At 60.6% G+C, this 24,858-nt stretch carries 24 protein-coding genes; 19 read left to right on the top strand and 5 right to left on the bottom strand.

Going from position 1 to position 24,858, the window contains the following annotated elements; translation table 11 throughout:
• The first annotated feature begins 12 nt into the window (after window positions 1-12).
• From rsxC to gloA, 6 genes are all read left to right on the top strand, one after another.
• The gene (gene rsxC, locus G4923_RS00680) at window positions 13-2,496 is read left to right on the top strand and encodes an electron transport complex subunit RsxC (RefSeq protein WP_163134970.1); all 2,484 of its coding nucleotides are present in this window, start codon (window positions 13-15) and stop codon (window positions 2,494-2,496) included.
• 3 nt (window positions 2,497-2,499) lie between these two features.
• A complete protein-coding gene (gene rsxD / locus G4923_RS00675; RefSeq protein WP_163134968.1) occupies window positions 2,500-3,552 on the top strand; it encodes an electron transport complex subunit RsxD in 1,053 nt (350 codons plus the stop codon).
• A 34-nt stretch (window positions 3,553-3,586) separates the two neighbouring features.
• Entirely contained in the window at window positions 3,587-4,219 is a 633-nt protein-coding gene (gene rsxG / locus G4923_RS00670) for an electron transport complex subunit RsxG (protein WP_106887211.1), read from the top strand.
• A gap of 38 nt (window positions 4,220-4,257) precedes the next feature.
• Window positions 4,258-5,016 carry an electron transport complex subunit E gene (locus G4923_RS00665; RefSeq protein ID WP_163134961.1) on the top strand — a complete coding sequence of 253 codons (759 nt, stop codon included), beginning with the start codon at window positions 4,258-4,260 and terminating at the stop codon, window positions 5,014-5,016.
• 30 nt (window positions 5,017-5,046) lie between these two features.
• Window positions 5,047-5,688 carry an endonuclease III gene (gene nth, locus G4923_RS00660; protein WP_043129311.1) on the top strand — a complete coding sequence of 214 codons (642 nt, stop codon included), beginning with the start codon at window positions 5,047-5,049 and terminating at the stop codon, window positions 5,686-5,688.
• A gap of 80 nt (window positions 5,689-5,768) precedes the next feature.
• Window positions 5,769-6,176, top strand: coding sequence for a lactoylglutathione lyase (gene gloA, locus G4923_RS00655; RefSeq protein WP_025326535.1), 408 nt, complete (start codon window positions 5,769-5,771; stop codon window positions 6,174-6,176).
• A gap of 82 nt (window positions 6,177-6,258) precedes the next feature.
• Here gloA and G4923_RS00650 read toward each other — a convergent pair whose 3' ends face one another.
• On the bottom strand, window positions 6,259-7,890 hold the full coding sequence (locus tag G4923_RS00650; protein WP_111912421.1) for a methyl-accepting chemotaxis protein: 1,632 nt from the start codon (window positions 7,888-7,890) through the stop codon (window positions 6,259-6,261).
• A gap of 335 nt (window positions 7,891-8,225) precedes the next feature.
• On the opposite strand from G4923_RS00650, the gene G4923_RS00645 reads away from it, so the two are divergent.
• The 13 genes from G4923_RS00645 to pseI all read left to right on the top strand — a co-directional run bounded on the left by G4923_RS00645 (window position 8,226) and on the right by pseI (window position 20,478).
• Window positions 8,226-9,155 carry a ZIP family metal transporter gene (locus G4923_RS00645; RefSeq protein WP_163134959.1) on the top strand — a complete coding sequence of 310 codons (930 nt, stop codon included), beginning with the start codon at window positions 8,226-8,228 and terminating at the stop codon, window positions 9,153-9,155.
• A 320-nt stretch (window positions 9,156-9,475) separates the two neighbouring features.
• Complete coding sequence (locus G4923_RS00640) at window positions 9,476-10,234, top strand: substrate-binding periplasmic protein (RefSeq protein ID WP_163135021.1); 759 nt, start codon at window positions 9,476-9,478, stop codon at window positions 10,232-10,234.
• Between the two features lie 109 nt (window positions 10,235-10,343).
• Window positions 10,344-11,036 (top strand): 5'-methylthioadenosine/S-adenosylhomocysteine nucleosidase, encoded by a 693-nt coding sequence (gene mtnN / locus G4923_RS00635; protein ID WP_043129316.1) that lies wholly within the window; start codon window positions 10,344-10,346, stop codon window positions 11,034-11,036.
• A 26-nt stretch (window positions 11,037-11,062) separates the two neighbouring features.
• Window positions 11,063-11,995, top strand: coding sequence for a cobalamin biosynthesis protein (locus tag G4923_RS00630; RefSeq protein ID WP_163135019.1), 933 nt, complete (start codon window positions 11,063-11,065; stop codon window positions 11,993-11,995).
• On the top strand, window positions 11,988-12,827 hold the full coding sequence (locus tag G4923_RS00625; RefSeq protein WP_163134957.1) for a cobalamin-binding protein: 840 nt from the start codon (window positions 11,988-11,990) through the stop codon (window positions 12,825-12,827). The genes G4923_RS00630 and G4923_RS00625 overlap by 8 nt, the downstream gene beginning before the upstream one ends.
• 106 nt (window positions 12,828-12,933) lie before the next feature.
• A complete protein-coding gene (gene pseB, locus G4923_RS00620; protein WP_163134955.1) occupies window positions 12,934-13,938 on the top strand; it encodes a UDP-N-acetylglucosamine 4,6-dehydratase (inverting) in 1,005 nt (334 codons plus the stop codon).
• Complete coding sequence (pseC, locus tag G4923_RS00615; protein ID WP_163134946.1) at window positions 13,935-15,077, top strand: UDP-4-amino-4,6-dideoxy-N-acetyl-beta-L-altrosamine transaminase; 1,143 nt, start codon at window positions 13,935-13,937, stop codon at window positions 15,075-15,077. Before pseB ends, pseC begins: the two co-directional genes overlap by 4 nt.
• Window positions 15,068-15,913, top strand: a complete 846-nt coding sequence (locus tag G4923_RS00610; protein ID WP_163134937.1) for an aldo/keto reductase — start codon at window positions 15,068-15,070, stop codon at window positions 15,911-15,913. Before pseC ends, G4923_RS00610 begins: the two co-directional genes overlap by 10 nt.
• Window positions 15,910-16,665, top strand: a complete 756-nt coding sequence (locus G4923_RS00605) for a cytidylyltransferase domain-containing protein (protein WP_163134935.1) — start codon at window positions 15,910-15,912, stop codon at window positions 16,663-16,665. The genes G4923_RS00610 and G4923_RS00605 overlap by 4 nt, the downstream gene beginning before the upstream one ends.
• Window positions 16,662-17,951: an aminotransferase class III-fold pyridoxal phosphate-dependent enzyme gene (locus tag G4923_RS00600; RefSeq protein WP_163134933.1), complete on the top strand. Its 1,290-nt coding sequence runs from the start codon at window positions 16,662-16,664 to the stop codon at window positions 17,949-17,951. Before G4923_RS00605 ends, G4923_RS00600 begins: the two co-directional genes overlap by 4 nt.
• Window positions 17,952-18,896 carry a hypothetical protein gene (locus G4923_RS00595; protein ID WP_163134931.1) on the top strand — a complete coding sequence of 315 codons (945 nt, stop codon included), beginning with the start codon at window positions 17,952-17,954 and terminating at the stop codon, window positions 18,894-18,896.
• A complete protein-coding gene (pseH, locus tag G4923_RS00590) occupies window positions 18,878-19,441 on the top strand; it encodes a UDP-4-amino-4,6-dideoxy-N-acetyl-beta-L-altrosamine N-acetyltransferase (protein ID WP_163134929.1) in 564 nt (187 codons plus the stop codon). Before G4923_RS00595 ends, pseH begins: the two co-directional genes overlap by 19 nt.
• Window positions 19,438-20,478, top strand: coding sequence for a pseudaminic acid synthase (gene pseI, locus G4923_RS00585; RefSeq protein ID WP_163134927.1), 1,041 nt, complete (start codon window positions 19,438-19,440; stop codon window positions 20,476-20,478). Before pseH ends, pseI begins: the two co-directional genes overlap by 4 nt.
• 126 nt (window positions 20,479-20,604) lie before the next feature.
• Here the strand turns inward: pseI and G4923_RS00580 are convergent, their stop codons facing one another.
• From G4923_RS00580 to G4923_RS00565, 4 genes are all read right to left on the bottom strand, one after another.
• Window positions 20,605-21,579, bottom strand: coding sequence for a hypothetical protein (locus G4923_RS00580; RefSeq protein ID WP_163134925.1), 975 nt, complete (start codon window positions 21,577-21,579; stop codon window positions 20,605-20,607).
• Complete coding sequence (locus G4923_RS00575; protein ID WP_163134923.1) at window positions 21,576-22,274, bottom strand: class I SAM-dependent methyltransferase; 699 nt, start codon at window positions 22,272-22,274, stop codon at window positions 21,576-21,578. The genes G4923_RS00580 and G4923_RS00575 overlap by 4 nt, the downstream gene beginning before the upstream one ends.
• A 207-nt stretch (window positions 22,275-22,481) precedes the next feature.
• Window positions 22,482-24,572, bottom strand: a complete 2,091-nt coding sequence (locus tag G4923_RS00570) for a motility associated factor glycosyltransferase family protein (protein WP_163134921.1) — start codon at window positions 24,570-24,572, stop codon at window positions 22,482-22,484.
• Window positions 24,572-24,844, bottom strand: a complete 273-nt coding sequence (locus tag G4923_RS00565; protein WP_163135017.1) for a hypothetical protein — start codon at window positions 24,842-24,844, stop codon at window positions 24,572-24,574. Before G4923_RS00565 ends, G4923_RS00570 begins: the two co-directional genes overlap by 1 nt.
• Window positions 24,845-24,858 lie beyond the last annotated feature (14 nt).

The following is a 24,858-nucleotide window of genomic DNA, read 5'->3' as shown; positions in this document are numbered from 1 at the left end:
AGCGGAGTAACCATGCAGCATCTGCTAGAACGCATCAAAGCCGGCACCCTCTGGGATTTTCACGGTGGCATTCACCCTCCCGAGAACAAGCACCAGTCCAGCCTGACCCCCGTCGTGGACGCGGGTCTCCCCCCCCAGCTCATCATACCGGTGCGCCAGCACGCGGGCCCGGCCGGCGAACTGCTGGTTCGGGTGGGAGACCGGGTCAAGAAGGGCCAACCCCTGACCCGTCACGACAAGGGGCGCATAGTGCCGGTGCACGCCTCCACCTCGGGCACCATCACCGCCATTGAGCAGCACACTGTGGCGCACCCCTCGGGCCTTGACGATCTCTGCGTCATCCTGACCCCGGACGGGGAAGATGCCTGGTGCGAGCGCCAGGCCCAACCCGACTACTGGAATCTGGAGCGGGGCGAACTGCTCGAGCGCATCCAGCAGGCGGGGGTCGCGGGGCTCGGCGGCGCCGTCTTCCCGACTCACAGCAAGCTCGATGGCCGCGGCCAGCTCACCGAGATCCTGATCGTCAACGGCCTGGAGTGCGAACCCTATATCACCACAGATGATCGCCTGATGCAGGAGTATGCCGACGAAATCATGGACGGCATACGGGTGCTCAAGCACCTGCTCAAGCCCAAGCTGACCCTGATCGGGGTGGAAGACAACAAACCGGCGGCCATCGACGCCCTGACCCGCCATGCCACAGACCCGGATGTGCTGGTCAAATCGGTGCCGACCAAGTACCCCTCCGGCGGCGCCAAGCAGACCATAGAGCTGCTCACCGGACGCCAGGTACCCAAGGGGGGCCGGGCAGTCGACATGGGCATCATGGTGCTCAACGTCGCCACCGTCTTTGCCATCAAGCGCGCCATCATTGACGGCGAGCCGCTCATCTCGCGCATCGTCACCCTCACAGGGGATGCCTTCAAGCAGCCGGGCAATGCCTGGGTGCGCCTCGGCACGCCGGTGCGCTGGCTGCTGCAACGCTTCGAGCTGCAACCGGAGGCGGATCAGCGGGTCATCATGGGGGGCCCCATGATGGGCTTCACCCTGCCCCATGCCATGGTGCCCGTGGTCAAGGCCACCAACTGCCTGCTCTCCCCCACCCGCGCCGAGCTGCCGCCCCCTGGCCCCGAACAGGCCTGCATCCGTTGCAGCGCCTGTGCCGACGCCTGCCCCGCCAACCTGCTGCCCCAGGAGCTCTACTGGTACAGCCGGGTCAAGGAGTATGACAAGGCCGAGAAGCTCAACCTGTTTGACTGTATAGAGTGCGGGGCCTGCGCCTGGGTCTGCCCGAGCGAGATCCCCCTGGTGCAGTACTACAAGATTGCCAAGGATGACATCCGCGAAGTCCGTGCCGAGGCCGAGAAGGCGGAGCGCGCCAAGCAGCGCTTCGAGGCCAAGCAGGCCCGCTTCGAGCGGGACAAGGCCGCGCGGGAGGCTCGCCACGCCGAGGCCGCAGCCCAGCGTCGCCAGGCCATGGCCGCGGCAGGGGGGGATGATCCCGTCGCCGCCGCCCTGGCTCGTCTCAAGGCCAAGCAGGACGCCGCCAGCGCAGAGACCCAGCCGGACAACGCCGCCATGATGGCTGCCCGCGAGGCGCGCAAGCAGGAGGCGCTGGCGCGCCGCGCCGCCAAGGCGGCCGAGACCGCTGAGTCTGATGATGCCGGCACTGCTGTGGTTGCCGAGACCGATCCCAAGAAGGCGGCCATTGCCGCCGCCCTGGCTCGCGCCAAGGCCAAGAAGGCTGCCCAGGCTGCCGGTGATGAGACCAGCAATACGGCTGCCGCTCCGGGCGAGCCGGTGGCTGAACCCGCAGCCGAGGCCGACCCCAAGAAGGCAGCCATCGCCGCCGCCCTGGCTCGCGCCAAGGCCAAGAAAGCGGCCCAGGCTGCCGGTGACGAGGTCACAGCCGACTCGCCTGCCGCCCCGAGCGAGCCGGTGGCTGAACCTGCTGCCGAGGCCGACCCCAAGAAGGCAGCCATCGCCGCCGCCCTGGCTCGCGCCAAGGCCAAGAAAGCGGCCCAGGCTGCCGATGACGGGGCCAGCAACACAGCAGCCGCTCCGAGCGAGCCGGTGGCTGAGCCTGCCCCCGAGGTCGATCCCAAGAAGGCGGCCATCGCCGCCGCCATCGCACGCGCCAAGGCCAAGAAGGCTGCCCAGGCCGCCGGTGACGAGGTCGTATCCGACGCCTCAGTCTCCTCAAGCGAGGCCGCGAGCGAGCCAGTGGCTGAGCCCGCTGCCGAGATCGACCCCAAGAAGGCGGCCATCGCCGCCGCCATAGCACGCGCCAAGGCCAAGAAGGCTGCCCAGACCGCCGGTGACGAGGTCACAACCGACTCGCCTACCGCCCCGAGCGAGCCGGTGGCTGAGCCCGCCCCCGAGGTCGATCCCAAGAAGGCGGCCATCGCCGCCGCCATAGCACGTGCCAAGGCCAAGAAGCTGGCGGCCGACGCCGCGGCGAACACCTCTTCCCCTTCGACCGACAAGAGCCACTGATCCATGTTCAATCTCGCGAGTGCGCCCTTCGCCCATAACCGCAAGCAGACCCAGACCCTGATGCTGCTGGTGATCCTGGCCTGTCTGCCCGGCTTCCTGGCCCAGACCTGGTTCTTCGGCTGGGGAACCCTGATCCAGACCCTGCTGGCCCTGGTGACGGCGCTGGGCTGCGAGGCCCTGGTCCTGCGCCTGCGTGGCCGCCCCGTCAAACCGGCCCTGCTGGACGGCAGCGCGGCCCTCACCGCCGTGCTGATCGGCCTCTCCCTGCCCCCCTTGCTGCCCTGGTGGATGCTGGTACTCGGCACCGCCTTTGCCATCATCATCGCCAAGCACCTCTATGGCGGGCTCGGTCAGAACCTGTTCAACCCGGCCATGGTGGCCTATGTGCTGCTGCTGGTCTCCTTCCCGGTCCAGATGACCAGCTGGCTGCCCCCCTCCAGCATCGCCGCCTACGGGGTCGACTTTGGGGACGCCGTCTCGGTGATCTTCACCGGCTTCAGCCTGGACGGTTACAGCCTGGCGCAACTCAAGCAGGGGGTGGATGGCCTGACCATGGCCACCCCCCTCGACACCCTGAAGACGGGCCTGACCCAGGGGCTCACCGCCAGCGAGGTGATGACTCACGCCGTGTTCGAGGGCTGGGGCGGGATTGGCTGGAGCTGGGTCAACCTGTACTACCTGCTGGGTGGCCTCTTCCTGTTGCAGCAAAAAGTGATCAACTGGCGCATTCCCACCGCCGTGCTGGGGGCCCTGCTGCTGTCGGCCACCCTGGGCTATCTGGCCACGCCTGACGCCACCGCCACCCCCATGCTGCACCTGTTCAGCGGCGCCACCATGCTGGGGGCCTTCTTCATCGCCACCGACCCGGTGAGCGCGAGCACCACGGCCAGGGGTCGCCTCATCTACGGCGTGCTGATCGGCGTGCTGGTCTACCTCATCCGCCGCTTCGGCGGCTACCCGGACGCCTTCGCCTTTGCCGTGTTGCTGGCCAACCTCTGCGTGCCGCTGATAGACAGCCTGACTCGTCCCAAGGTCTATGGGGATCGCCGCAAATGATCATGGCGCACATCTCACTCTCAGGAACCTTCCCATGTTAAAGAGCATGCGCAAAAACGGCGTCACCCTGGCCCTGTTCGCCCTGGCCTGCACCGCCATGGTGGTGCTGACCAACGAGCTGACCCGGGATCGCATCGCCCACCAGCAACAGCTGGAGAAGCTGCGCACCCTGGAAGCCCTGCTGCCGGCGGGGAGCTATGACAACGATCTGGTGGCCAGCTGCCGACTTGTCACCAGCCGCGAGTACCTGGGCAGCGATCAGCCCATGCCGCTCTATACTGCGACCCTCAAGGGGGAGCACACCGGCTATGCGCTGGAAACCGTGGCCCCCGACGGCTACAGTGGTGCCATTCGCATGGTGGTCGGCACAGATGCCAAGGGGGCCATCAGCGCGGTACGGGTGCTGGCCCACAAGGAAACCCCGGGTCTTGGGGACAAGATAGAGTTGAAGAAATCGAGCTGGATAGAGAGCTTCGTCGGCAAGTTCCTCACCAGGGAGAACGCGGCCAGCTGGGCGGTGAAGAAGGATGGCGGCGAATTTGACGCCTTCACCGGCGCCACCATCACCCCCCGCGCCGTGGTCAAGGCGGTGAAGAACCTGCTGCTGCTGCAACAGGAGCACCCCGAGCTGCTGCAAGAGGCCCCCTCCTGTGACGCCACCCCCTAACACCGGAGCCCCATATGGCACATACAACGGAACACGCAATGGAACAAGTTGATGTGATTGACGGCCAGAGCCCGGCCGATGAGGGCAACAGCCGCCGCGAAGAGCTCAAGGAGCTGATGCTGCAGGGGCTGTGGAAGAACAACCCCTCCCTGGTGCAGGTGCTGGGGCTCTGCCCGACCCTGGCGGTCTCCTCCACCTTCACCAATGCCCTGGGGCTGGGGCTGGCGACCATGGTGGTGCTGATAAGCTCCAACCTGGCCATCTCCCTGGTGCGCAACTGGGTGCCCAAGGACATTCGCATCCCGGTCTACGTGATGATCATCGCGGCCCTGGTGACCAGCGTGCAGCTGTTGATGAACGCCTACACCTATGGCCTCTATCAGGCGCTCGGCATCTTCATCGCCCTCATCGTCACCAACTGCGTCATCATAGGCCGGGCCGAGGCCTATGCCTCCAAGAACCCGCCCCTGCTGGCGGCCATCGACGGCTTCATGATGGGGCTGGGCTTCACCCTGGTGCTGCTGGTGCTGGGGGGGCTTAGGGAGATCATCGGCATGGGCACCCTGTTCGACGGCGCCGATCTGCTGCTGGGGGACTGGGCCAAGTCCCTGCGCATCGAGCTGTTCCATGCCGATGCCAGCCTGCTGCTGGCCATTTTGCCGCCGGGGGGCTTCATCGGCCTGGGCCTGCTCATCGCCGGCAAGAATGCCATCAACGACTGGATGGGCCGCAAACAGCGTGCCGACAAGGCGCACTGCAGCCTGCCCGCAGCCGGTGCCCGCGCCACCCAGCTCTGAGGGCTGGCACCAAGACAGACATGAGACTCGATGAATAACCAAAAACGCAGAGAGATACTGGAGCGGTTGCGGGAGAACAACCCGCACCCCACCACTGAACTCAACTTCACCACGCCGTTCGAGCTGCTGATCGCCGTGCTGCTGTCGGCCCAGGCGACCGATGTCAGCGTCAACAAGGCCACCGACAAGCTCTATCCGGTGGCCAATACCCCAGCCGCCATGCTGGCTCTCGGGGTGGACGGCGTGAAGGAGTACATCAAGACCATAGGCCTGTTCAACACCAAGGCCGAGAACGTCATCAAGACCTGCGCCATCTTGCTGGAGCGCCACGGCGGCGAGGTGCCGGAGAACCGCGAGGCACTGGAAGCCCTGCCCGGGGTCGGTCGCAAGACCGCCAACGTGGTGCTCAACACGGCGTTTGGCTGGCCCACCATAGCGGTCGACACCCATATCTTCCGGGTGTCGAATCGCACCGGTTTCGCGGTGGGCAAGAACGTGGATCAAGTGGAGGAGAAACTGCTGAAAGTGGTGCCCGCCGAGTTCAAGCTGGATGTGCACCACTGGCTCATCCTGCACGGGCGCTACACCTGCCTGGCGCGCAAGCCACGCTGTGGCTCCTGTATCATCGAAGACCTGTGCGAGTACAAAGAAAAGGTCTACCCGGAGAGCTGACGGCGGCCTCTGATATCCAGCCGTTGGCCTCACGACCTAGATTGAAAGCAGTACCAATCACCAACCCGGAGAATTGAGCAATGAGAATTCTGCATACCATGCTGCGCGTCGGCGACCTGCAACGCTCCATCGACTTCTACACCCGCGTGCTGGGCATGACACTGCTGCGCAAGAGCGAGAACAGCGAATACAAGTACACCCTAGCCTTCGTCGGCTACGGTGACGAGAAGGACGAGGCCGTCATCGAGCTCACCTACAACTGGGGGGTGAGCGAGTACGAGCTGGGCTCTGCCTACGGCCACATCGCCCTGGAAGCGGACGACATCTATGGCACCTGCGACGCCCTGCGCGCCGCCGGCGCCAAGATCACCCGCGAGCCGGGCCCGGTCAAGGGGGGCACCACCGTCATCGCCTTCGTGGAAGACCCGGACGGTTACAAGATTGAGCTGATCGCCAAGAAAGACACAGGAACCGGCCTCGGCGTCTGAGCCAGACCGACACCCTGGTGGTGACATAGCAAACGGGGCCCTGGGGCCCCGTTTTTGTTGGTACTCTGCCAGCCGTCCTGCATCAGGCGAGGCGGAAACGGCCTATGGTCTGGCGCAGGCTCGCCGCCAGTTGGCTCAGCTCCAGACAGGCGCGGGCGGTGTGATCGGCGCCGGTCGCCACCTCGTTGGAGGACTCGTTGATCCGCTCCACGTTGCGGCCGAGCTCGTCGGAGACCGCATCCTGCTCACCGCAGGCGCTGGCGATCTGGATCGCCATGTCGGCAATCTGGCCAACCGCCTCCTCGATCTGCTGGATCCCCGAGCTGGTCTGCTCGCTCTGGCTCACGCACTGGCGGATCATCTCGCAGCTCTGGCTGGTCACCGCCTTCGCCTGGTTGGCGCGAGCCTGCAGGGTTTCGATGATGGCGACTATCTCACCGGTAGAGGCCTGGGTGCGGCCCGCCAGGGTGCGCACCTCATCGGCCACCACCGCAAAGCCGCGGCCCTGCTCGCCGGCGCGGGCCGCCTCTATGGCGGCATTGAGCGCCAGCAGGTTGGTCTGATCGGCGATGCCGCGAATGACATCCACCACCAGGTTGATCTGGGCCGATTCCCGCTCCAGCTCCGCCACCAGGGTGCCCGCCTGCTCCATCTCCTCGGCAACCCGGGTGATGGCCACCAGGGCGCCCTGCACATCCTGATTGCCGCGACGGGCCAGGGCATTGGCCGAGCTGGCGGATTCCGAGGCGACCTCGGTATTGCCCGCCACATCGGCCACCGTCGCCTTCATCTGGGCCATGGCGGTCGCCACCAGGGAGATCTCCTGCTGCTGGCTCTGGATCCCCTGAGCAGACTGCTCGGAGACGGCGCTCACCTCCTCGATGGCGGCCCCCAGCTGGGTCACGGCGGCGACCACCTCCTCGATGAGAGCGCGCAGGTTGTCCTGCATCTTGAGGGAGGCACTGGCCAGCATGCCCAGTTCATCCTGCCCTATGTGCTGGCGATCCAGCCTGTGGGTCAAGTTCCCCTGCGCTATGGCGTTGGCCTGGGCGACCACGGCCTGCAGCGGCAGGCAGATCTGGCGCGTGAGGAACCAGGTCATCACCCCCATGAACAGCAGCAGGGCGCCGATGCTCACAGTGGCGAAGGTCGTCACCATGTTGACGCTGCCAAGCAGGCTGCCGCGGTTCTCCTGCACGAAGCCGAGGTTCACCTCCACCAGGGCGTTGACCCCCTGCTCCAGCTCGGTGTAGCTCCCGTTGGATTGGAACAGCGCGTCCCTTGCCTGATCCTTGAGCCCCTGTACCAGCAGGCTGTCGACCCGGTTGACCGCGCTCAGATACTGCAGCCACTGCTGCTTGGCCCGGTTGAACACCTGGCGCTCGTGCTCGGCCCCGACGGTGGCCTCATAGGCACTCAGGGCGCGCTCCACCTTGGCCACGCTCTCCTGGATGCGGCCGCGACGGGCCTGCACATCGGCGGCGTCCTCGACCATCAGCAGGGCAAACTGGGCGCGGCGCACATAGGAGACGTCGTAGAGCAGGGTTTCCACCGAGATCACGCTCGGCAGGGTGGAATCGGTGAAATTGAGCACCCGATCCCGTACTCCGCGCAGTTCGCTGGCGAGAAAAAGACCGAATATCACGTTGATGGCGGCGATAACCGCAAAGACCACGGCAATCTTCTTGCCGATGGAGAGGTTCTTGTAAGACATGTTGGCTGGTGATCCTCGACTGCTGATAAGCAGCTGCACAGTGGCGATCACATCCGTGTAAGCGGTGACCCGAGACTCCTGACGGGAAAATGAAACAATGCGAACGAACAGGGAAGCGCGTTCGCAGGCGCGCACCCTATCACAGCTGCCGCCCTCGCTCATCCCTCTCGTGTTGCACAGGGCCATGTCGTTTGGCATGGGCCCGGGATACAAGAGCGACCGGATGACCACAAACTTGAGCCGATTGCCCCAATCGCCCCGCCATCATGGACAAACGGGAGGCCAGGTTATGTAATGGCCCTCTCGTCTCTCCCAACCACAGTCCCCGAGGCCCCATGGATAACGCATCGACCCTCAGCCCCTTCTGGTCAGTCCAACTGCGCGAGCAGATACAGGAACGCCCTCTCATCGCCCTGGGACTGCTGCTCGCCCTGGCCGCCGTCCTGCTGCTCCTGTTGCAGAGCCTCATCATGCTGGCGGCCGGTGACATCAGCCCCGGGGTGCGTTATGGCCTCATCGGCGGCGTCGCGGGGTTTGCCGCCACGGCGCTCGGCGCCCTGCCCGCCCTGTTCCTGCGATCTGTCCCCCAGCGGGTGGAAGACGCCATGCTGGGCTTTGCCGCCGGCATGATGCTGGCGGCCAGCGCCTTCTCCCTGCTGCTGCCGGGGCTGGAGGCGGCCGAGGGGATCACCGGGGACGGCTTCCTCGCCGCCGCCGTGGTGGTGGCCGGCATGACCCTGGGGGTCTTGCTGATGCTGGGGCTGGATCAGTTCACCCCCCACGAGCACGACAAGACGGGCCCCTGCGGCCCCGGCCACGAGAGCTGCTCCCGGGTCTGGCTGTTCGTGTTCGCCATCGCCCTGCACAACCTGCCGGAAGGCATGGCCATCGGGGTCAGTTTCTCCCAGGGGGACATGGCGGTGGGGTTGCCGCTCACCACCGCCATCGCCCTGCAGGACATCCCCGAAGGACTGGCGGTAGCGCTCGCCATGTCCGCCGCCGGCTTTCGTCCCTCGGTCGCCGTGCTGGTGGCCATCGGCAGCGGTCTGCTGGAACCGCTCGGCGCCCTGCTCGGGGTCGGGCTCGCCAGCGGCATGGCCATCGCCTACCCCATAGGTCTGGGGCTCGCGGCCGGTGCCATGTTGTTCGTGGTCTCCCACGAGGTGATCCCCGAGACCCACCGCAACGGTCACCAGACCCATGCCACCCTGGGCCTGATGGCCGGCTTTGCCTTGATGATGACGCTGGATACGGCCTTGGGTTGATATGGGCGCAAGAGGCCGGGGCTGGATGCAAGCCGTCTTTTCCCACTCAGTGATCCCCGGACCTGATGGCGAAATTTGCCCTGATGATGACGCAAGATACGGCCCTGGGTTGATATGGGCGCGATAGGCCGGGGCTGGATGCAAGCCGCCTTTTTCCACTCAGTGATCCCCGGGCCTGATGGCGGGATTTGCCCTGATGATGACGCAAGATACTGCCTTGGGTTGATAACACGCTGATAAATAGCCTAATGTCTAGTTCCTTGCGTTCCTGATCCGGCTGATGATGGGTGCGCGTCGCCCCTATCGAGACCCTGTATGAGATGATCGTCCGGATGGCTCTGCTGCTTTGCCTGCTTGCCCCAGCCAGTGGGGCCGTCGCTGCCACCGAGGTGTACCACACGGCGGCGCAAGCCAATTCGGCCCCCAAGTACCTGACCCTGGCGGGAGGGAAGACAGGGGGGATCTGCGTCGATCTGTTCCGACGGATGGAGGTGCGGGAGCCGGCCCTGCGCATCGAGGGGGATCAGAGCACCCTGCCCCTCAAGCGCCTGGAGAAGAAGGTGCAGCACGGTCAGCTGGACTTCATCTGCGGCGTGGGGGACAGCCCGGAGCGCCGCAGCCAATTCGTCTACCTGCAACCCGCCATCTTCACTGTGCGCTACCACTTGGCGGTGCGTCGCGACGATCCGGTCGAGATACGCAGCTGGGAGGATGTCAGGGCCCTCGGCCAGGCGGGCAGCATCCTCATCAACCACGGCAGCGGCGCCATCGCACGGCTCCAGGCCATCGGCGGCCTCCTCATCGACAGCGGCGGGATCGGCAGCAAGGCCAACTACGACAAGCTGTTGATGAAGCGGGGGCGCTTCGTCTACTACCGCTCCCCGGGGTTTGAATCCGATCTGCGCGAGCACGGGCTGGGGGAGCGGATCCGCATTCTCCCCACAGTGATGGAAGAGACCCCCTTCTACATACTGTTCCACCGCCGCAGCACCCCAGAGCGGCTGGCGCTCTTTGCCAACACCTTGCAGCAGCTGGCCTCGAGCGGCGAGCTGGCCGCCCTGGTCGAGCACTACCACTGACGCAGGAGATGCCCCGGCAGCCCCACAGGAATGCTCGGCGCCATCGCCAAGTTTTGTTATCATCCCCGCCAACTTTTCCGGCCCAGCGGCCATCGAGACGAGGTAGATGATGAAAGTAGGTATTATCGGCGCCATGGAGCAGGAAGTTGCCCTGCTGCGCAGCCAGCTGAGTGAACCCACCACCCTGCAACTGGGCGGCTGCGAGTTCTATCAGGGCCGTCTGGCCGGTAAAGAGGTGATCCTGACCCGCTCCGGCATCGGCAAGGTTGCCGCCAGCGTCGCCACCAGCCTGCTGCTGGAGAAATTTGCCCCCGATTGCGTCATCAACACCGGCTCCGCCGGTGGCTTCGCCCAGGATCTGCACATCGGAGACGTGGTCATCGCCAGCGAGATGCGTTTCCACGACGTGGACGTGACCGCCTTCGGTTACGAGATGGGTCAGATGGCCCAGCAGCCCGCCGCCTTCCCCTGCGATGACAAGCTCATCGCCCTGGCCCAGGCCTGCATCGCCGAGCAAGGCAAGCACCAGACCAAGGTCGGCCTCATCTGCACCGGTGATCAGTTCATGTGCAAGCCGGACGCCATCGCCAAAGCCCGCGCCGACTTCCCGCAGATGCTGGCAGTCGAGATGGAAGGGGCCGCCATCGGCCAGGTATGCCACATGTTCAAGGTGCCCTATCTGGTGGTGCGCGCCATGTCCGACATCGCCGGCAAGGAGCAGGTGGAATCCTTCGATGCCTTCATCGAGGTGGCGGGTCAACACTCCGCCGAGGTGATCATGGCGCTGCTCGGCAAGCTGTGATCGACACCATCCCCTGGGACGCCCTGATGGCCGCCCTCGCCTCGACGACGGCGGCCATCATGGTGGGTGCCGCCCTGCTGGAGGCCCTGCTGCCCTGGCCCGCCCGTTTCAGGCCCGGCGCCACAGTGCCGCTGCTGACCCGCCTCGGCCAAAAGGTGTATCGCCCGGACGGTTCCCCCAGTCAGCAACGCCAGGCGGGGCTGCTGGCCCTGCTGGTAGTCTGGGTCCCCTGCGCCGCCGGCCTCTGGGCGGTGCGCAATCTCTCCCTCTCCGAGCCCCTGTTTGACCTGCTGTTCCTGCTGCTGATGCTGGAATCACGCCCCTTGCGGGAGCTCGCCCTGGCGAGCCGCGCCCTGGCCACCCAGGAGACGCTGTTGGTGGCGAGGTTGCAGGCAGCGAGCTGGCTCAGGCGAGAGACGGGCGCCCTGTCGGTGATGGGATTGAACAAGGCGGTGAGCGAGACCTGCGTGCTGCGCCTCGTGGGCCAGTGGGCCAGCCCCCTGCTGGGCTTCGCCCTGGCCGGGGTGCAAGGGGCCCTGCTCTGGCGTCTCGCCCAGCTGATGAATCAGGCCTGGAGCCCGAAACAGGCGGAGTTCGTCCACTTCGGCCGCGCCGCCAGTGCGCTCTATCAGGGGCTCTGCGCCCCCGCCATACTGCTGCTGGCGCTCCCCCTCGCACTGACCCGGTTGCGCCAGCTTGGGGGCAAGCTGCGCCTTGCCCTGCGCTGGCCCTATCCGGCCATGGGCGGCCTGCTCAGCCTGCTGGCACAGAGCACGGGTTGCCGCCTCGGGGGCCCCCGCTACTATCAGGGCCAGCTGGTGCGCCTCCCGGTGTTTGACGAAGGTGCCGAACCCGATGCCACCCTGCCCCGGCGCCTGCTCCATCGCCTGCTGCTGATCGGCTGGGGCTGGCTCGGGCTCTCGCTGCTCCTGACCCTGATGACACTTCGCCATGGTTAACCTTATCCCCCATCGCACCCTGTGCCTGTTGCTGTGCCTGCTCGGCTGGCCCCTGTCCGGTGCGGCGGCCACCCCGCAGCGCATCATCAGCCTCACCCCCCACCTGACCGAGCTGCTGTACGACATAGGGGCCGGGGATCGCATAGTCGCGACCGACGATGCCTCCGATTTCCCCCCCGAGGTGGCGCCCCTGCCCCGGGTCGCCAACTACCGCAGCATCAACCTGGAGGCCCTGCTGGCCCAGAAGCCGGATCTGGTGGTGGCCTGGCGCTCGGCCCAGTCCCGCATGCTGGCCCCCGTCGAGAAGCTCGGCATCCCCGTCTTCTACTCGGAGCCCACCGACTTTGCCTCCCTGGCCACAGAGATGCGCAGCCTGGGGCGCCTGCTCGGCACCCGGCAGAAGGCCGACCAGCAGGCCGACGCCTATCTGGCCAGGCTCAATGCGCTGAAACAGCGTTACGGCAAGCCCAAGCCGGTCTCGGTCTTCTATCAGCTCTGGTATCCGCCGCTGACCAGCGTCAATGACTCGACCTGGCCGGGCCGCGCCATCAGACTCTGCGGCGGCCGCAATATCATGGCGGATGCCAGCGCCCCCTACCCCCAGGTCGGGCTGGAGCAGGTGATCAAGGCCAACCCCGGGCTCATCCTGGCCGGCAGCCGGGATCCTGCCGTGCTGGCCCACTGGCGCCAGTGGTCCATGCTGGATGCCGTCAAGCAGCAGCGGCTCGTCCTCATCAACCCCGATGAGCTGCACCGCTTCACCCCGAGGGCCCTCAATGCGGTGGAGCAGTTGTGTGAGGCCATCGCCCGCAGCAAGCCGCCATCGGCCTGAGACCCGGACTTCACATCGGGCGAGCCCTCCGATGGCTCGCCACAAGATATGGCATAAAATATGCTTTCTATCCTAACAGATACTCACTCCATAACGGGACTATGACATGTTCAACGGAAAAACGATCCTGATCACCGGGGGTACCGGCTCCTTTGGCAAGGAGTTCATCGAGGCTGTCCTCTCCCTGTACACGCCGAGCCGTTTGATCGTCTATTCCCGTGATGAACTCAAGCAATTCGAGATGCAGCAGCGCTTCAACCATCCCTGCATGCGGTACTTCATCGGCGATGTGCGCGATGCCGAGCGGCTCAACATGGCCATGCACGGCGTGGACTTCGTGGTCCATGCAGCCGCCCTCAAGCAAGTGCCGGCCGCCGAGTACAACCCCATGGAGTGCATCAAGACCAACGTCGGGGGCGCAGAAAACGTCATCAAGGCGGCGCTCAACAACGGGGTCGAGAAGGTGATAGCCCTCTCCACCGACAAGGCCGCCAACCCGGTCAACCTCTATGGCGCCACCAAGCTTTGCTCCGACAAACTGTTCGTGGCCGCCAATAATATGGCGGGCAAACATCCGACCATCTTCTCAGTGGTGCGTTACGGCAACGTGGTGGGATCCCGCGGCTCTGTGGTGCCCTTCTTCGATCGGCTGATCAAGGAGGGGGCCAGCCGCCTGCCCATCACCCATGGCGAGATGACCCGCTTCTGGCTCACCCTGCAACAGGGGGTGGAGTTCGTGCTGACCAACTTCGCCCGCATGAAGGGGGGGGAAGTGTTCGTTCCCAAGATCCCGTCGGTGCGCATCACGGATCTCGCCAGCGCCATGGCCCCAGAGCTGCCCCAGGAGATCATCGGCATCCGCCCGGGCGAGAAGCTGCACGAGGTGATGTGCCCGGCCGATGACTCCTACCATACCTATGAGTTCAATGACTATTACGTCATCGCCCCCAGCATCACCTTCACGAGTTGCAACAATGACTTCGCGACCAATGCCCTAGGGGAGCAGGCGACCCTGGTCGAGCCCGGCTTCGAATACAATTCCCTCAATAATCGCCATTTCCTGTCGATAGAGGAATTGAAAACGATGAACCAGCAGGTGCTAGCCGAATGATCCCCTATGGACGCCAATCCATCACAGATGAAGATATCGATGCCGTCGTTGCCGTTCTGAAGTCGGACTATCTAACACAAGGTCAGATGGTCCCCGCCTTTGAACAGGGACTGGCCGACTACTGCCAAGCCCCCCATGTGATAGCCTGCAGCAACGGCACCACTGCCCTGCATCTCGCCTGCGCCGCGCTGGAACTGGGCGCGGACGACTGGGTCTGGGTCTCGGCCGTCAGCTTCGTCGCCTCCGCCAACTGTGCCCGCTACTGCGGCGCCCAGGTGGACTTTGTCGACGTGGAGCCCGAGACCGGCAACCTCTGCGTGGCGGCGCTGCGCGAAAAGCTGCAAGGCGTCCAAGGCAGCCCTCGCCAGCCCAGGGCCCTTGTCGCGGTGCATCTGGCGGGCCAACCCTGCGATCTCGCCGAGATTGGCGCCCTGTGCCGGCAATATGGCGTTCGCCTCATCGAGGATGCCTGCCATGCCCTGGGGGCCAGCTATCGGGGGGAGCCCATCGGCAACTGCGCCCACAGCGACATGACCGTCTTCAGCTTCCATCCCGTGAAACCCATCACCACGGGGGAAGGGGGAGCTGTGACCACCCGCAGTGCCGAGCTGGCGGCCAAGCTCCGCCTCTATCGCAGCCATGGCATCACCCGGGACCCCGAGCAACTGAGCGCTCCCACTCCAGGTGGCTGGTACTACGAGCAGCAAGTGCTCGGCTTCAACTACCGCCTGACCGACATCCAGGCGGCGCTGGGCTCAAGCCAGCTCCGCCGCCTGCCCCTGTTTATCGACCTTCGCCAGCAGTTGGCTGCCCGCTACGATGAATTGCTGGCCGAGCTGCCGCTGCAACCCCTGCGTCAAGACAATGACCGTAGCTCCGGCTACCACCTCTATGTGGTCCAGGTCGCCGACCGGGATCGGGTGTTTGCGCAGCTGAGGGAGGCCGGCATCGGCGTCAACGTCCACTACATGCCCATTCCTGCCCAGCCCTATTATCGTGGTCTGGGCCATGATCCCGCCGATTACCCCGGCGCCCAGGCCTACTACCGACAAGCCATCAGCCTCCCCCTGTTCCCGGCCCTCTCATCAACCGAGCAGGACAAGGTCATCGAGGCCCTGGAGCGGGTACTATGCGCCTAGCCTTGGGGACTGTGCAGTTCGGGCTCGCCTATGGCATCAGCAATAGCGCGGGCGAGGTGCCAGATGACGAACTCGACACCATACTGGCCCTGGCACGCCAGCTGGGCGTGGATACCCTGGACACGGCTCAGGCCTATGGCAATGCCGAATCACGGCTTGGCAGCAGGCCGACCGCCGACTTTCGCCTGGTAAACAAGCTGGCCCCCGGCATCCGGCCCCCCGAGGTCAACGCCTGCGTACAGAGCAGCCTGCAACGATTGGGGCGCACCAGGCTGGATGGCTTGCTGCTGCATCGCAGCCAGGATGCCAGCCCTGCCCTGTTCGAAGCGTTGGCGACACTGCAGCAAGAGGGCAAGGTGGGCAAGACAGGGGTCTCCGTCTACTCCCCCGAGGAGCTGGCACTGTGGCTGGAGCAGGGTTACCCCCTGGAGCTGGTGCAATTGCCTGCCAACCTGCTCGATCAGCGTTTTTTACGCTCGGGCTGGCTCGACCGATTGCAGGACTTGGGGTGTGAAATCCATGTTCGCTCCCTCTTCCTGCAAGGCCTCTTGTTGATGCAGTCGGACCTGCGTCCCGACCATTTTCACCCCTTCAGCGAACAGTTGGCGCGGCTGGATGGGTGGCAGCCCCACAGCTCCCCCCTCCACAAGGCGCTCTCCCTGATCCCGGCCCTGCCCCAGGTGAGCCGCTTCGTGGTAGGGGTCTGTCATGCCCATGAGCTGGCGGCGATCGCATCGGCCTATGCCCATCTGCATCCGTGCCATGACAACGAGCTGGCTGCCCTCGCCTGTGACGAGCCGGCCCTCATCAATCCAGCCTTGTGGAAAACATCATGATCCTCGGTATCCTGCAGGCCAGAGCCGGTTCCAGCCGGCTGCCGGGCAAGGTGCTCAAGCCCCTGCTAGGCGCCCCCATGCTCGCCCGCCAGATTGAACGGCTCAAGCGCTCGGCAAGACTGGATCAGCTGGTGGTCGCCACCAGTGACCAGGCCGACGATCTCACCATAGCGGCGCTCTGCGCAGAGCTGGATGTTCCCTGTTTTCGCGGCCCCCTGGACGACGTGCTACAACGCTTTCATCTTGCGGCGCAACCCTTTGGCCCCAGCCAGATTGTCAGGCTCACCGGCGACTGCCCCCTCGCGGATCCCGTCCTCATCGACGAGCTCATCGAGCTTCATCTGACCGGCGGCTACGACTACAGCAGCAACTGCTGGGATCCCAGCTACCCGGACGGACTGGATGCGGAGATCCTGAGCGCCGCCACCCTCGACCTGCTGGCCGAACGCGCGCACACCCCGGCCGAGCGCGAGCATGTGACCTACTACATCCGCCAGCATGCGGATCGGTTCAAGATAGGGACGATGAGCCGCACCCCCAGCCTGGCCCACCTGCGCTGGACAGTGGACGAGCCCGCCGACTTCGAGCTGGTCGAGCAAATCTACCGCCAGCTCTATCCGGTCAAGCCCGCCTTCACCACAGAAGACATCCTCGCCCTGCTGGCGCGGGAGCCGGCGCTTGCGACCCTGAACACCCAGCACCAGCGCAATGAAGGGCTGGCAACCTCACTGGCCAAGGAGAAGCATTCATGACCTCACGTTATCAGCATTCACTGGCGCTCTCTGCCCGTGCCGAGCAGAGTATTCCTCTGGGCTCCCAGACCTTCTCCAAGAGCCGCCTCTGCTTCCCCCATGGCGCCGCCCCGCTCTTTATCGAGCGCGGCCAGGGCGCCAGGGTGTGGGACGTGGATGGCAACGAGTACCTGGACTTTGCCAGCGGTCTGCTGGCCATCAGCCTGGGTTATTGCGACCCGGATGTGAACCAGGCCGTGCTAGAGCAACTCAATCTGGGTTCCATCTTCTCACTTCCCCATCGGCTGGAAACCGAGGTTGCCGAACAGCTGATCGAGCTGATTCCCTGCGCCGAGATGGTCCGCTTTGGCAAGAACGGCACCGATGCCACCTCCGCCTGCATTCGCCTCTCCCGCGCCGTCACCGGTCGGGAGCGGGTCGCCGTCTGCGGCTACCACGGCTGGCAGGACTGGTACATCGGCTCCACCACTCGCCACCTGGGGGTGCCCGAGTGCGTACGCGAACTGACCCATCGCTTCGACTACAACGATCTGGGCTCCCTCAAGGCCCAGCTGGAGGCCCATCCCGGCGAGTTTGCCGCCGTGATCCTGGAGCCCATGAACGTCGCCTGGCCCACTCCCGAGTTCCTGCCCGGGTTACGCCAGCTCTGCGACGAGCACGGCGCCCTGCTCATCTTCGATGAGACCATCACCGGCTTTCGCTTCCACCTCGGCGGTGCCCAGACCCTGTTCGGCGTCACGCCGGATCTGGCCGCCTTTGGCAAGGGCATGGCCAACGGTTTCCCCATCTCCGCCGTGGTAGGCCGCCGCCAGTACATGGGCCGCATGGAGGATATCTTCTTCTCCGGCACCTTTGGCGGCGATGCCATCGCCCTGGCGGCGGCCAACGCCGTCATCAAGAAGATGCGCCGGCTCGACGTGCCAGCACGACTGGCCGAGCGGGGCCAGCAACTGCTCGATGGGCTCAACGCATTGCTGCAACAAATAAACGCCCCGAGCTGGCTGCAAAGCGCCGGTCACCCGAGCTGGAGCTTCCTGCTGATCGGCGATTCGGCCAACCACTCCAGCTGGCTGCTGAAAAGCTACTTCATCCAGGAGTTGTGCAAGCGTGGCATTCTCAGCCTCGGCAGCCACAACCTCAACCTCGCCCACAGCGAGCAGGACGTTCACACCCTGCTGAGCGTCTATGCCGAGGTACTGCCAAAGCTTATCCGTCTGGATGCCGACAAGGCCATTCATCAATCTCTGGATGGCGAGCCGATCCAGCCGGTGTTCAAGGTGCGCTGAGTGCTGCCCCTGTGGATTTTCAGCGAAGGGGACAAGGGTCGGGGTCTGGGTCACCTCGGTCGCTGCAGCGCCTATGCCGCCGCCTGGCGGCAACAGGGCGGCACTGTCCACTGGGTGGTCGAGGGCGATGAGCTGGCCAGCGCCATGCTCAAGGAGGAGTCCGTTCGCTGGGGCAACTGGCAGCAAGAGCCCATCTCCCCGCAGCAGGCAGTCGCCATTGTCGACTCTTATTCGGCGAGTCTGATGACACTGCAGAGCATAGCGGCGGGGTTTGTGCGGGTGATTTACCTCGATGACACCGAGCGACTGGACTATCCAGAGGGGATGGTGATCCATGCCAGCCCCGGTACCCCAGGCAACAAGTGCGGTGCCGCCCTCTGGCAGTGGGGACCGGGTTGGCAACCCCTGCGCCCTCCGTTCTGGTCCGTTCCCGCCCGAACCCGGGTTCCCGAGCGCATCGAGCGCATCCTGATCATCATGGGGGGAACCGACGTGCGCGACCTGACTCCCGGGTTGGTCACCTGGCTACGCCAGCACTGTCCGGAGGAAGAGCTGGACGTCGTCATCCGAGAGCACGATCCGCGACTGTCGGGATGCAGGCAACATCACCGCCTCGATGCCAGCCAGATGGCCGCTCTCATGTGTCGCAGCGATCTGGCCATCAGCAGTGCCGGACAGGTGACCTATGAGCTGGCGCGCTGCGGTCTGCCGGGCCTGCTCATCGGCGTTGCCGACAACCAGGCCAGCCAGCTGGCTGGCTGGTGCGGTCCGGACGCCTTCCTCCCGGGCGGCTGGTGGCATGATGCCGGCTTGCTCTCCCGGCTGGAACAAGGTCTGGCAAGACTGGCAGCACCGGACGAACGCTCCAGACGAGCACGCAAGCTGCAAGCGCTGATGGCAGGAAACGGCACCCTGGAGGCCCTCTCATGGCTCAACCAGAGATAGATCTGCAGCGCCGCTTCGAGCTGCTCGATGTCACCCTCATCCCTTTTTCCATGCTGGACGAGCAGCAGATAGTGGCGGTCTGGCAGATGCGCAACCATCCGGATATTGCACGCTGGATGAACACAGGGGGTGACATCAGCCTGGAGGCGCATCGCGCCTTCATGGCACGTCAACACCAGGAGACCCGCAACCTGAACTACCTCTGCCAGGACCCTCAAGGGATCCTGGGGGTACTCTCCCTGCACCGGCTGGACTGGTACAATCGCCTGGCCTGGCTCGGGATCTATCGCAATCCCTGGCGCAGCGAGAAACGGCTTGGCGCGCGCCTGCTGACCGCCGTCAACCGGCTCGCCTTCGACGTCGCCCATCTGCACACCCTCAAGCTGGAGGTCGCGGCGGACAATGAAAGAGCCATTCAAGCCTATCTGAGTGCAGGCTTTCGCCATGAAGGCGCCTGGCGGGAGGCGGTCTATCGCCCCCAAACAACAAACCATGTCGATCTCGTGCTGATGGGGATCACCGAACAGGAGTGGACACATTCATGACCCAAACCATGGCGAGCGCCATCAATCCGGATCGCTGCTTCATCATCGCCGAACTGTCTGCCAACCATGGCCACTCCCTGGAGACGGCGCTGGCGACGGTACGCGCGGCCAAAGCAAGTGGTGCCGATGCCATCAAGATCCAGACCTACACGGCCGACACCATCACCCTGGATTGCGACAATGAATATTTCCAGATCAATCAGGGCACCATCTGGGATGGCACCACGCTCTACAAGCTCTATCAAGAGGCCTATACCCCCTGGGAGTGGCATGCCGCCATCCAGGCCGAGGCGCAGAAAGAGGGGCTGGTCTTCTTCTCCACCCCCTTTGATGTCACAGCGGTCGATTTTCTGGAAGACCTCGATGTCCCCCTCTACAAGATCGCATCGTTCGAAATCACCGACATTCCCCTGATCGAATACGCGGCCAGCAAGGGAAAACCGATGATCATCTCGACCGGCATCGCGACCCTGGCCGACATCGATGCCGCCGTGCAGGCCTGCCGCCGCATGGGCAATCATGACATCACATTGCTCAAGTGCACCTCTTCCTACCCCGCCCCGGTGGAGGAGGCCAACCTGCTCACCATTCCCAACCTAGCCCAAACCTTCGGGGTCAAGGCCGGTCTGTCGGATCACACCCTCGGCAATGCCATCGCCATCGCCGCCGTGGCTCTTGGTGCCAAAATGCTCGAGAAGCACTTTATTTTAGATCGGGCCATCGGCGGGCCTGATGCTTCTTTTTCGATGATACCTAGTGAATTCGGCTCAATGGTTGGAGGAATACGGCAAGTCGAGGCGGCGCTGGGTTCAGTGAGATACACCTTGACAGAGAAAACCATCGCAAATAGAAAATTCGCGCGTTCTCTATTTGCCTGTAGAGATATTAAGGCTGGTGAAGCTTTGACGATGGTAAATGTTCGCTCTATACGACCTAGTGATGGTCTTCCCCCTGTTGAACTGCCTAATATATTAGGTCGCAGGGCCAGCAAACCAATATCTGCTGGCACCCCGTTGGCTTGGGATCTATTAGAGTGAAATACTTATCAATCTCATCAAATATGATGTGCATTACGTAGTAAAGCAACGCACTTGGATAAATTAATAAATTCCATAGTTTCAATCGATAAATACCGTTCATCCGTATGAAATGAACGGTTTTCTTTACACTGATATGCAGCCTAAAAAACGAACAGATGTATGAATCCCTCCGCCAAACCCTCGTTTAAAATGACTTATGTTGCATTCTTTCTCAGAGGGAATTCGACCACTGGAGTCAACCACTCCTGGGTAGAAGCTTTCACCCATACTTAACTCTCGACAGCCTATATCTCTGGCATACCGAATACCGCACCATATAGGATAGTGAGAGAGGGGATGATGAAATAAGCCCCGTTCATAGACCCCGACAGAGTAATAGGCTCGTTCACCCGATGCAGCAAAAAATGACATACCAACCAGGTTATCATTTAGACTACTGGTGACAAGATAGCTCTCTCCATCCAAGACAAGCTTCAGCTGGGTCAACCAAGATGAATGACTTCGAGTGCGACGACCAGCAACAGCAATATGAAATGCTTCGAACCGGAGAAAATCATCTTCTGTAATGCTCTCTGCATCCAAAACAACACATGATAGATTACGTATCCCCCAATTTATATTCTGACGAAATACTTTTCTCATGTCACGTAGCATTAACTCATCATCTACTATCCTTAATATTTGTTCAGGGCATATACGTGGATTTATTCCCATTTGTAACAAAGTCTTTGAGAAAAAGCTCATTTCACCAGCAGGCTCTTGGAAATCAATAAAAACACCATCTTGCAGCAACGAACTTAGATAGGTTTGAGCCGCTTGCTCAGCTTGTGATTGTTTTTCTCCTGTACCTCGGCAAATAATCTTGGCTGGTTGACCATACCACCCAAAATGAGTCAAACCATCGACAACATGGCGAGTAAGCAAACAAATGACTTCCCCATTTGGATGTATTACTCCAAAAGATAGATCAGTAAAATTAAATCCATAATAATTTTTGAAGTATTCTATATGACCTGGGGTTGATAAACCTCCAAGAGAAAACAATCTTGCTCGTACTAGATTTTTAAAATCCTGATCATACATCGTTACTATTTTCATTTTTGAACACTAATTGCTAAATATTCGACATCATTGTTACTTATTGCATAAGTTCGATGAACTTTTTCAATTTCCAGAGTTTTAAAGTTTTTATATAAAACATTTGTTGTAGGAACATCAAGAAATGATGTCACCCCATTGCCAGCCAAGGGATAACCCTCAGGAATATTGTTAATGGATATGCTGTCATACCATTCAATATCGCAGCTCTGACAAACTGAAGAACCTGTGCCAAGGTGATAGGAGAAAAACCTTCCACTAGGCTTTAGGCAACGATGAATTTCAGCGATAGCAGCATGGTGCTGAGAAAGAGTCAAATGCTGCATTGACACTACATCCACAATAACATCGAAATAGCAGTTTGGGTATGGAAGCTTAGTCATATCACCTACATCGAGGTGAGCTTGCGTCCCCCAGGATGCAATGACCTGTTTACAAAGATCAATACCAACTGGTGATAAATCCAAGCCCCAGGTATCAAATCCTTCTCTTGCCAGCATCCAAATATTAGCCCCGCTGCCACACCCTAACTCTAGAATACGGCACTCACTCCGCTCAATCGGAGAAAGAGAGAAATAATGTGCAGCTATAAAACTAATTAAGCTTTCGTTCGGATATCGCCGCTGCGAAGCAATTCCTCGCTCCAAATAGAGTTTGTCAAAACTGTTGCCGATACGACTTTCACAATTGGCCATTCCTTCTCCTTTTGCAGATCATTGATAGTGATATGTTTATACAGACTCGAGTAAAATAATATCGAATCTACAAAGGCACGTCTTTTTTACTAAAGATCTTATTATTCAACATCATTTGAACTTATGAATCCAAACATTCATTACCCATCTATGTAAAACCATAATTGACATTCCAATATTTATTTATAAAGATACTAATCTTTAAATTTATTTTCTAAAAAGATCAACTACATCATTATCTACCATATCAATACTATCTAGCGCCATTGGGTACATTTTCTTGGCTTTTTGCAGAAACTCCAGCCATAGATTTATAGCTGGCGTCATTAATAAGATACTTTCCCTTTCCCCCTCAAATGAATAAAGAATGGAGCTCAACAGGGTAAATACATAATTCATCGATCCAATCATGAACTGTGTAATATGCCTTTGCTTTGTCTTGGCGATCTGATCCAGATAGTTAAAATGTCGTAGCATTAGCTGATTAATCTCATTTCTAGACGAAAAATCTTGCTGCCACTCATCAAGCATTTTATCGATGAAATGATTGAAAAGCTCAACATCCAGTAACGGATAGAAGTCCTGCTTTGATAAAGATACCTGAGCACAAAGACGGCCGACAATATCATCAATAACTGCTGATTTATTGATGGGGTGAAGTGATCCAATCTCACGACTAGGGAAAGGCTTGGCCCCCGCTATTTTAGCACCATCACTACAATTAAAGCATCTGACATCTTCATTCGCCGCTAACACTTGCTCAATCACACGGCGTGATGTATCAAACATGGCATCACTAATGACAAATCCACCGAAATTACCCTCTCGTTGTTTCTGCCCATCACCACACACAATATCAGTTAGAATTTTCGCACTTTTTTCATTATTATAATATGCACTAAATTTAGAGTGATGATGACTTTTGTCCTTATAACCATTATCCAAACCAAACAAATATATGTTTTTAAAACCCAGTTGAATCGGTGCACTTACACCTATATTTCCAACCATGGGATTAACTCCCCCAAGAGCAGAAAAATATCTCAGCTCAGGAAAATATGTTTGACATAGTAATACTCCAGGCTCAGAGCATTTAAATAAAAGAGCTGAACGTTTAAACAATGTTGAGCAGTACGGATGAATGACATCAGTGCTTAAGAAAAAGATATCATTTAAATAATCTGGATCGTCCATACTAACGAGGAAATCATAAACACTTTTAGTTCGCTCAGTTGCAACATATATATCTGGCTTTATACCTACATTGTGTAAAGCCGTGATGGCACTACCACAAGCTATTAATATCGCACAATTTTTATTATTTTCGATGATACCTAACGACTCATCTAGAGAGGGGCCGTTACCAATGATGAAAACCGGTACCCTCTGATTCTCTTTTACTATTTTGCAATTATTTTTTAAGAATGGTACGCCACGTTCAATATTGCTCACTGTATGAGAAAGAGCGATTAGGTTATCGTCGAAGAACCCCCACCCCATGACTAATAAGTAGTATTCCTGCTGAACTTTCTCCATCAATTTCTTTATCTTGTCGCTCTGATAGCCCCACATGACGAAGGCGTTGGCGATCAGGAAGGAGCCCCGACTGTGAATGGCAGATGCAAAATCCTTCACGATGGTTTCTTCATCCTGCCCCAACAGGATGTGCAACCCCAGATTCTCCTGATGCAGATAAGTCAGCAATGGCGCCCAATCGAAGCAGAACAGCGATGCATAGAAGAGATCCAGGTCCGGCTCGAACAGGAACAGGGTGCCAATCTTGCATTGCTCATAGAGGTAGCCGAGATGGTACCCCAGCCCCACTCCGAAGATCAGGGCGCTGGGCACCTCATGGGGGACCCTTTCCAACATCGCCTCTCGGGCAGAGAGATCATCAAGATAGGCGTTCAGCTTGTTGAGGTACTCCACATGCACGAAGCCGAGTGGGTTTGCCTCCTGGCTGAAGGAAAACTTGGAAAGCCTCCCCTTTTCCATAAACTCGGTCACCAACGTCTCACAGATAAGATAGGGTTCCTTGCCGTAGACGGCGACATCATCGTCGAGCCAAGCCAAGTTGGGCTGGCCATTCTCGCAGCAAAAGAACCGGAAGGGGCGCGCTGGCTGGTAGGCCTCATACATGTCGGCGATATGGGGAATATATTGGCGAAATGCCGCCATGTTCTGTTCAAAACGTAGCGGCAAGGCCACTGCCATGGCCGCCTCCTGCTCCGCCTGCTTCTGGATCCGCAGGGCCTCCTGTTCGGCTTGGGCCAAGGTCTCGTCGATATTGAGTGACATCAAAACTCCTTGCTGTTTGTACGATACGCTTGCCCGGCCCTGCTAGCTTTCCCAACGTGGGTCAGCTGTTCAAAAATGGCGTGATGATGGCTGGCTGCCAGGGCTTTCGTGCTCTCTTCTTGAATGGACAGTTCGCCAGCCAGGGCCGCAACAGCCTGTTGTTGCTCAGGTTCATCTTGAGCAAGCTGCACCAGACGACCTATCAGCGCCAGCCGCTCATCCATGCAGAGTAGGGCCTCATCATATTGCTGCTGCTGCAATAGTACGTCCATCAAGCGGGTATTTT

Origin of the sequence: Aeromonas rivipollensis (assembly GCF_010974825.1) — a bacterium.
GTDB classification, from domain to species: Bacteria; Pseudomonadota; Gammaproteobacteria; order Enterobacterales; family Aeromonadaceae; genus Aeromonas; species Aeromonas rivipollensis.
This window is presented reverse-complemented; position numbering and strand designations above follow the sequence as displayed.

What these genes read in the sequence shown, in the direction of transcription:
- rsxC (WP_163134970.1), top strand. Translation starts at nt 13, where the DNA reads ATGCAGCATCTGCTAGAACGCATCAAAGCCGGCACCCTCTGGGATTTT.
- rsxD (WP_163134968.1), top strand. Translation starts at nt 2,500, where the DNA reads ATGTTCAATCTCGCGAGTGCGCCCTTCGCCCATAACCGCAAGCAGACC.
- rsxG (WP_106887211.1), top strand. Translation starts at nt 3,587, where the DNA reads ATGTTAAAGAGCATGCGCAAAAACGGCGTCACCCTGGCCCTGTTCGCC.
- G4923_RS00665 (WP_163134961.1), top strand. Translation starts at nt 4,258, where the DNA reads ATGGAACAAGTTGATGTGATTGACGGCCAGAGCCCGGCCGATGAGGGC.
- nth (WP_043129311.1), top strand. Translation starts at nt 5,047, where the DNA reads ATGAATAACCAAAAACGCAGAGAGATACTGGAGCGGTTGCGGGAGAAC.
- gloA (WP_025326535.1), top strand. Translation starts at nt 5,769, where the DNA reads ATGAGAATTCTGCATACCATGCTGCGCGTCGGCGACCTGCAACGCTCC.
- G4923_RS00650 (WP_111912421.1), bottom strand. Translation starts at nt 7,890, where the DNA reads ATGTCTTACAAGAACCTCTCCATCGGCAAGAAGATTGCCGTGGTCTTT.
- G4923_RS00645 (WP_163134959.1), top strand. Translation starts at nt 8,226, where the DNA reads ATGGATAACGCATCGACCCTCAGCCCCTTCTGGTCAGTCCAACTGCGC.
- G4923_RS00640 (WP_163135021.1), top strand. Translation starts at nt 9,476, where the DNA reads ATGATCGTCCGGATGGCTCTGCTGCTTTGCCTGCTTGCCCCAGCCAGT.
- mtnN (WP_043129316.1), top strand. Translation starts at nt 10,344, where the DNA reads ATGAAAGTAGGTATTATCGGCGCCATGGAGCAGGAAGTTGCCCTGCTG.
- G4923_RS00630 (WP_163135019.1), top strand. Translation starts at nt 11,063, where the DNA reads ATGGCCGCCCTCGCCTCGACGACGGCGGCCATCATGGTGGGTGCCGCC.
- G4923_RS00625 (WP_163134957.1), top strand. Translation starts at nt 11,988, where the DNA reads ATGGTTAACCTTATCCCCCATCGCACCCTGTGCCTGTTGCTGTGCCTG.
- pseB (WP_163134955.1), top strand. Translation starts at nt 12,934, where the DNA reads ATGTTCAACGGAAAAACGATCCTGATCACCGGGGGTACCGGCTCCTTT.
- pseC (WP_163134946.1), top strand. Translation starts at nt 13,935, where the DNA reads ATGATCCCCTATGGACGCCAATCCATCACAGATGAAGATATCGATGCC.
- G4923_RS00610 (WP_163134937.1), top strand. Translation starts at nt 15,068, where the DNA reads ATGCGCCTAGCCTTGGGGACTGTGCAGTTCGGGCTCGCCTATGGCATC.
- G4923_RS00605 (WP_163134935.1), top strand. Translation starts at nt 15,910, where the DNA reads ATGATCCTCGGTATCCTGCAGGCCAGAGCCGGTTCCAGCCGGCTGCCG.
- G4923_RS00600 (WP_163134933.1), top strand. Translation starts at nt 16,662, where the DNA reads ATGACCTCACGTTATCAGCATTCACTGGCGCTCTCTGCCCGTGCCGAG.
- pseH (WP_163134929.1), top strand. Translation starts at nt 18,878, where the DNA reads ATGGCTCAACCAGAGATAGATCTGCAGCGCCGCTTCGAGCTGCTCGAT.
- pseI (WP_163134927.1), top strand. Translation starts at nt 19,438, where the DNA reads ATGACCCAAACCATGGCGAGCGCCATCAATCCGGATCGCTGCTTCATC.
- G4923_RS00580 (WP_163134925.1), bottom strand. Translation starts at nt 21,579, where the DNA reads ATGAAAATAGTAACGATGTATGATCAGGATTTTAAAAATCTAGTACGA.
- G4923_RS00575 (WP_163134923.1), bottom strand. Translation starts at nt 22,274, where the DNA reads ATGGCCAATTGTGAAAGTCGTATCGGCAACAGTTTTGACAAACTCTAT.
- G4923_RS00570 (WP_163134921.1), bottom strand. Translation starts at nt 24,572, where the DNA reads ATGTCACTCAATATCGACGAGACCTTGGCCCAAGCCGAACAGGAGGCC.
- G4923_RS00565 (WP_163135017.1), bottom strand. Translation starts at nt 24,844, where the DNA reads ATGGACGTACTATTGCAGCAGCAGCAATATGATGAGGCCCTACTCTGC.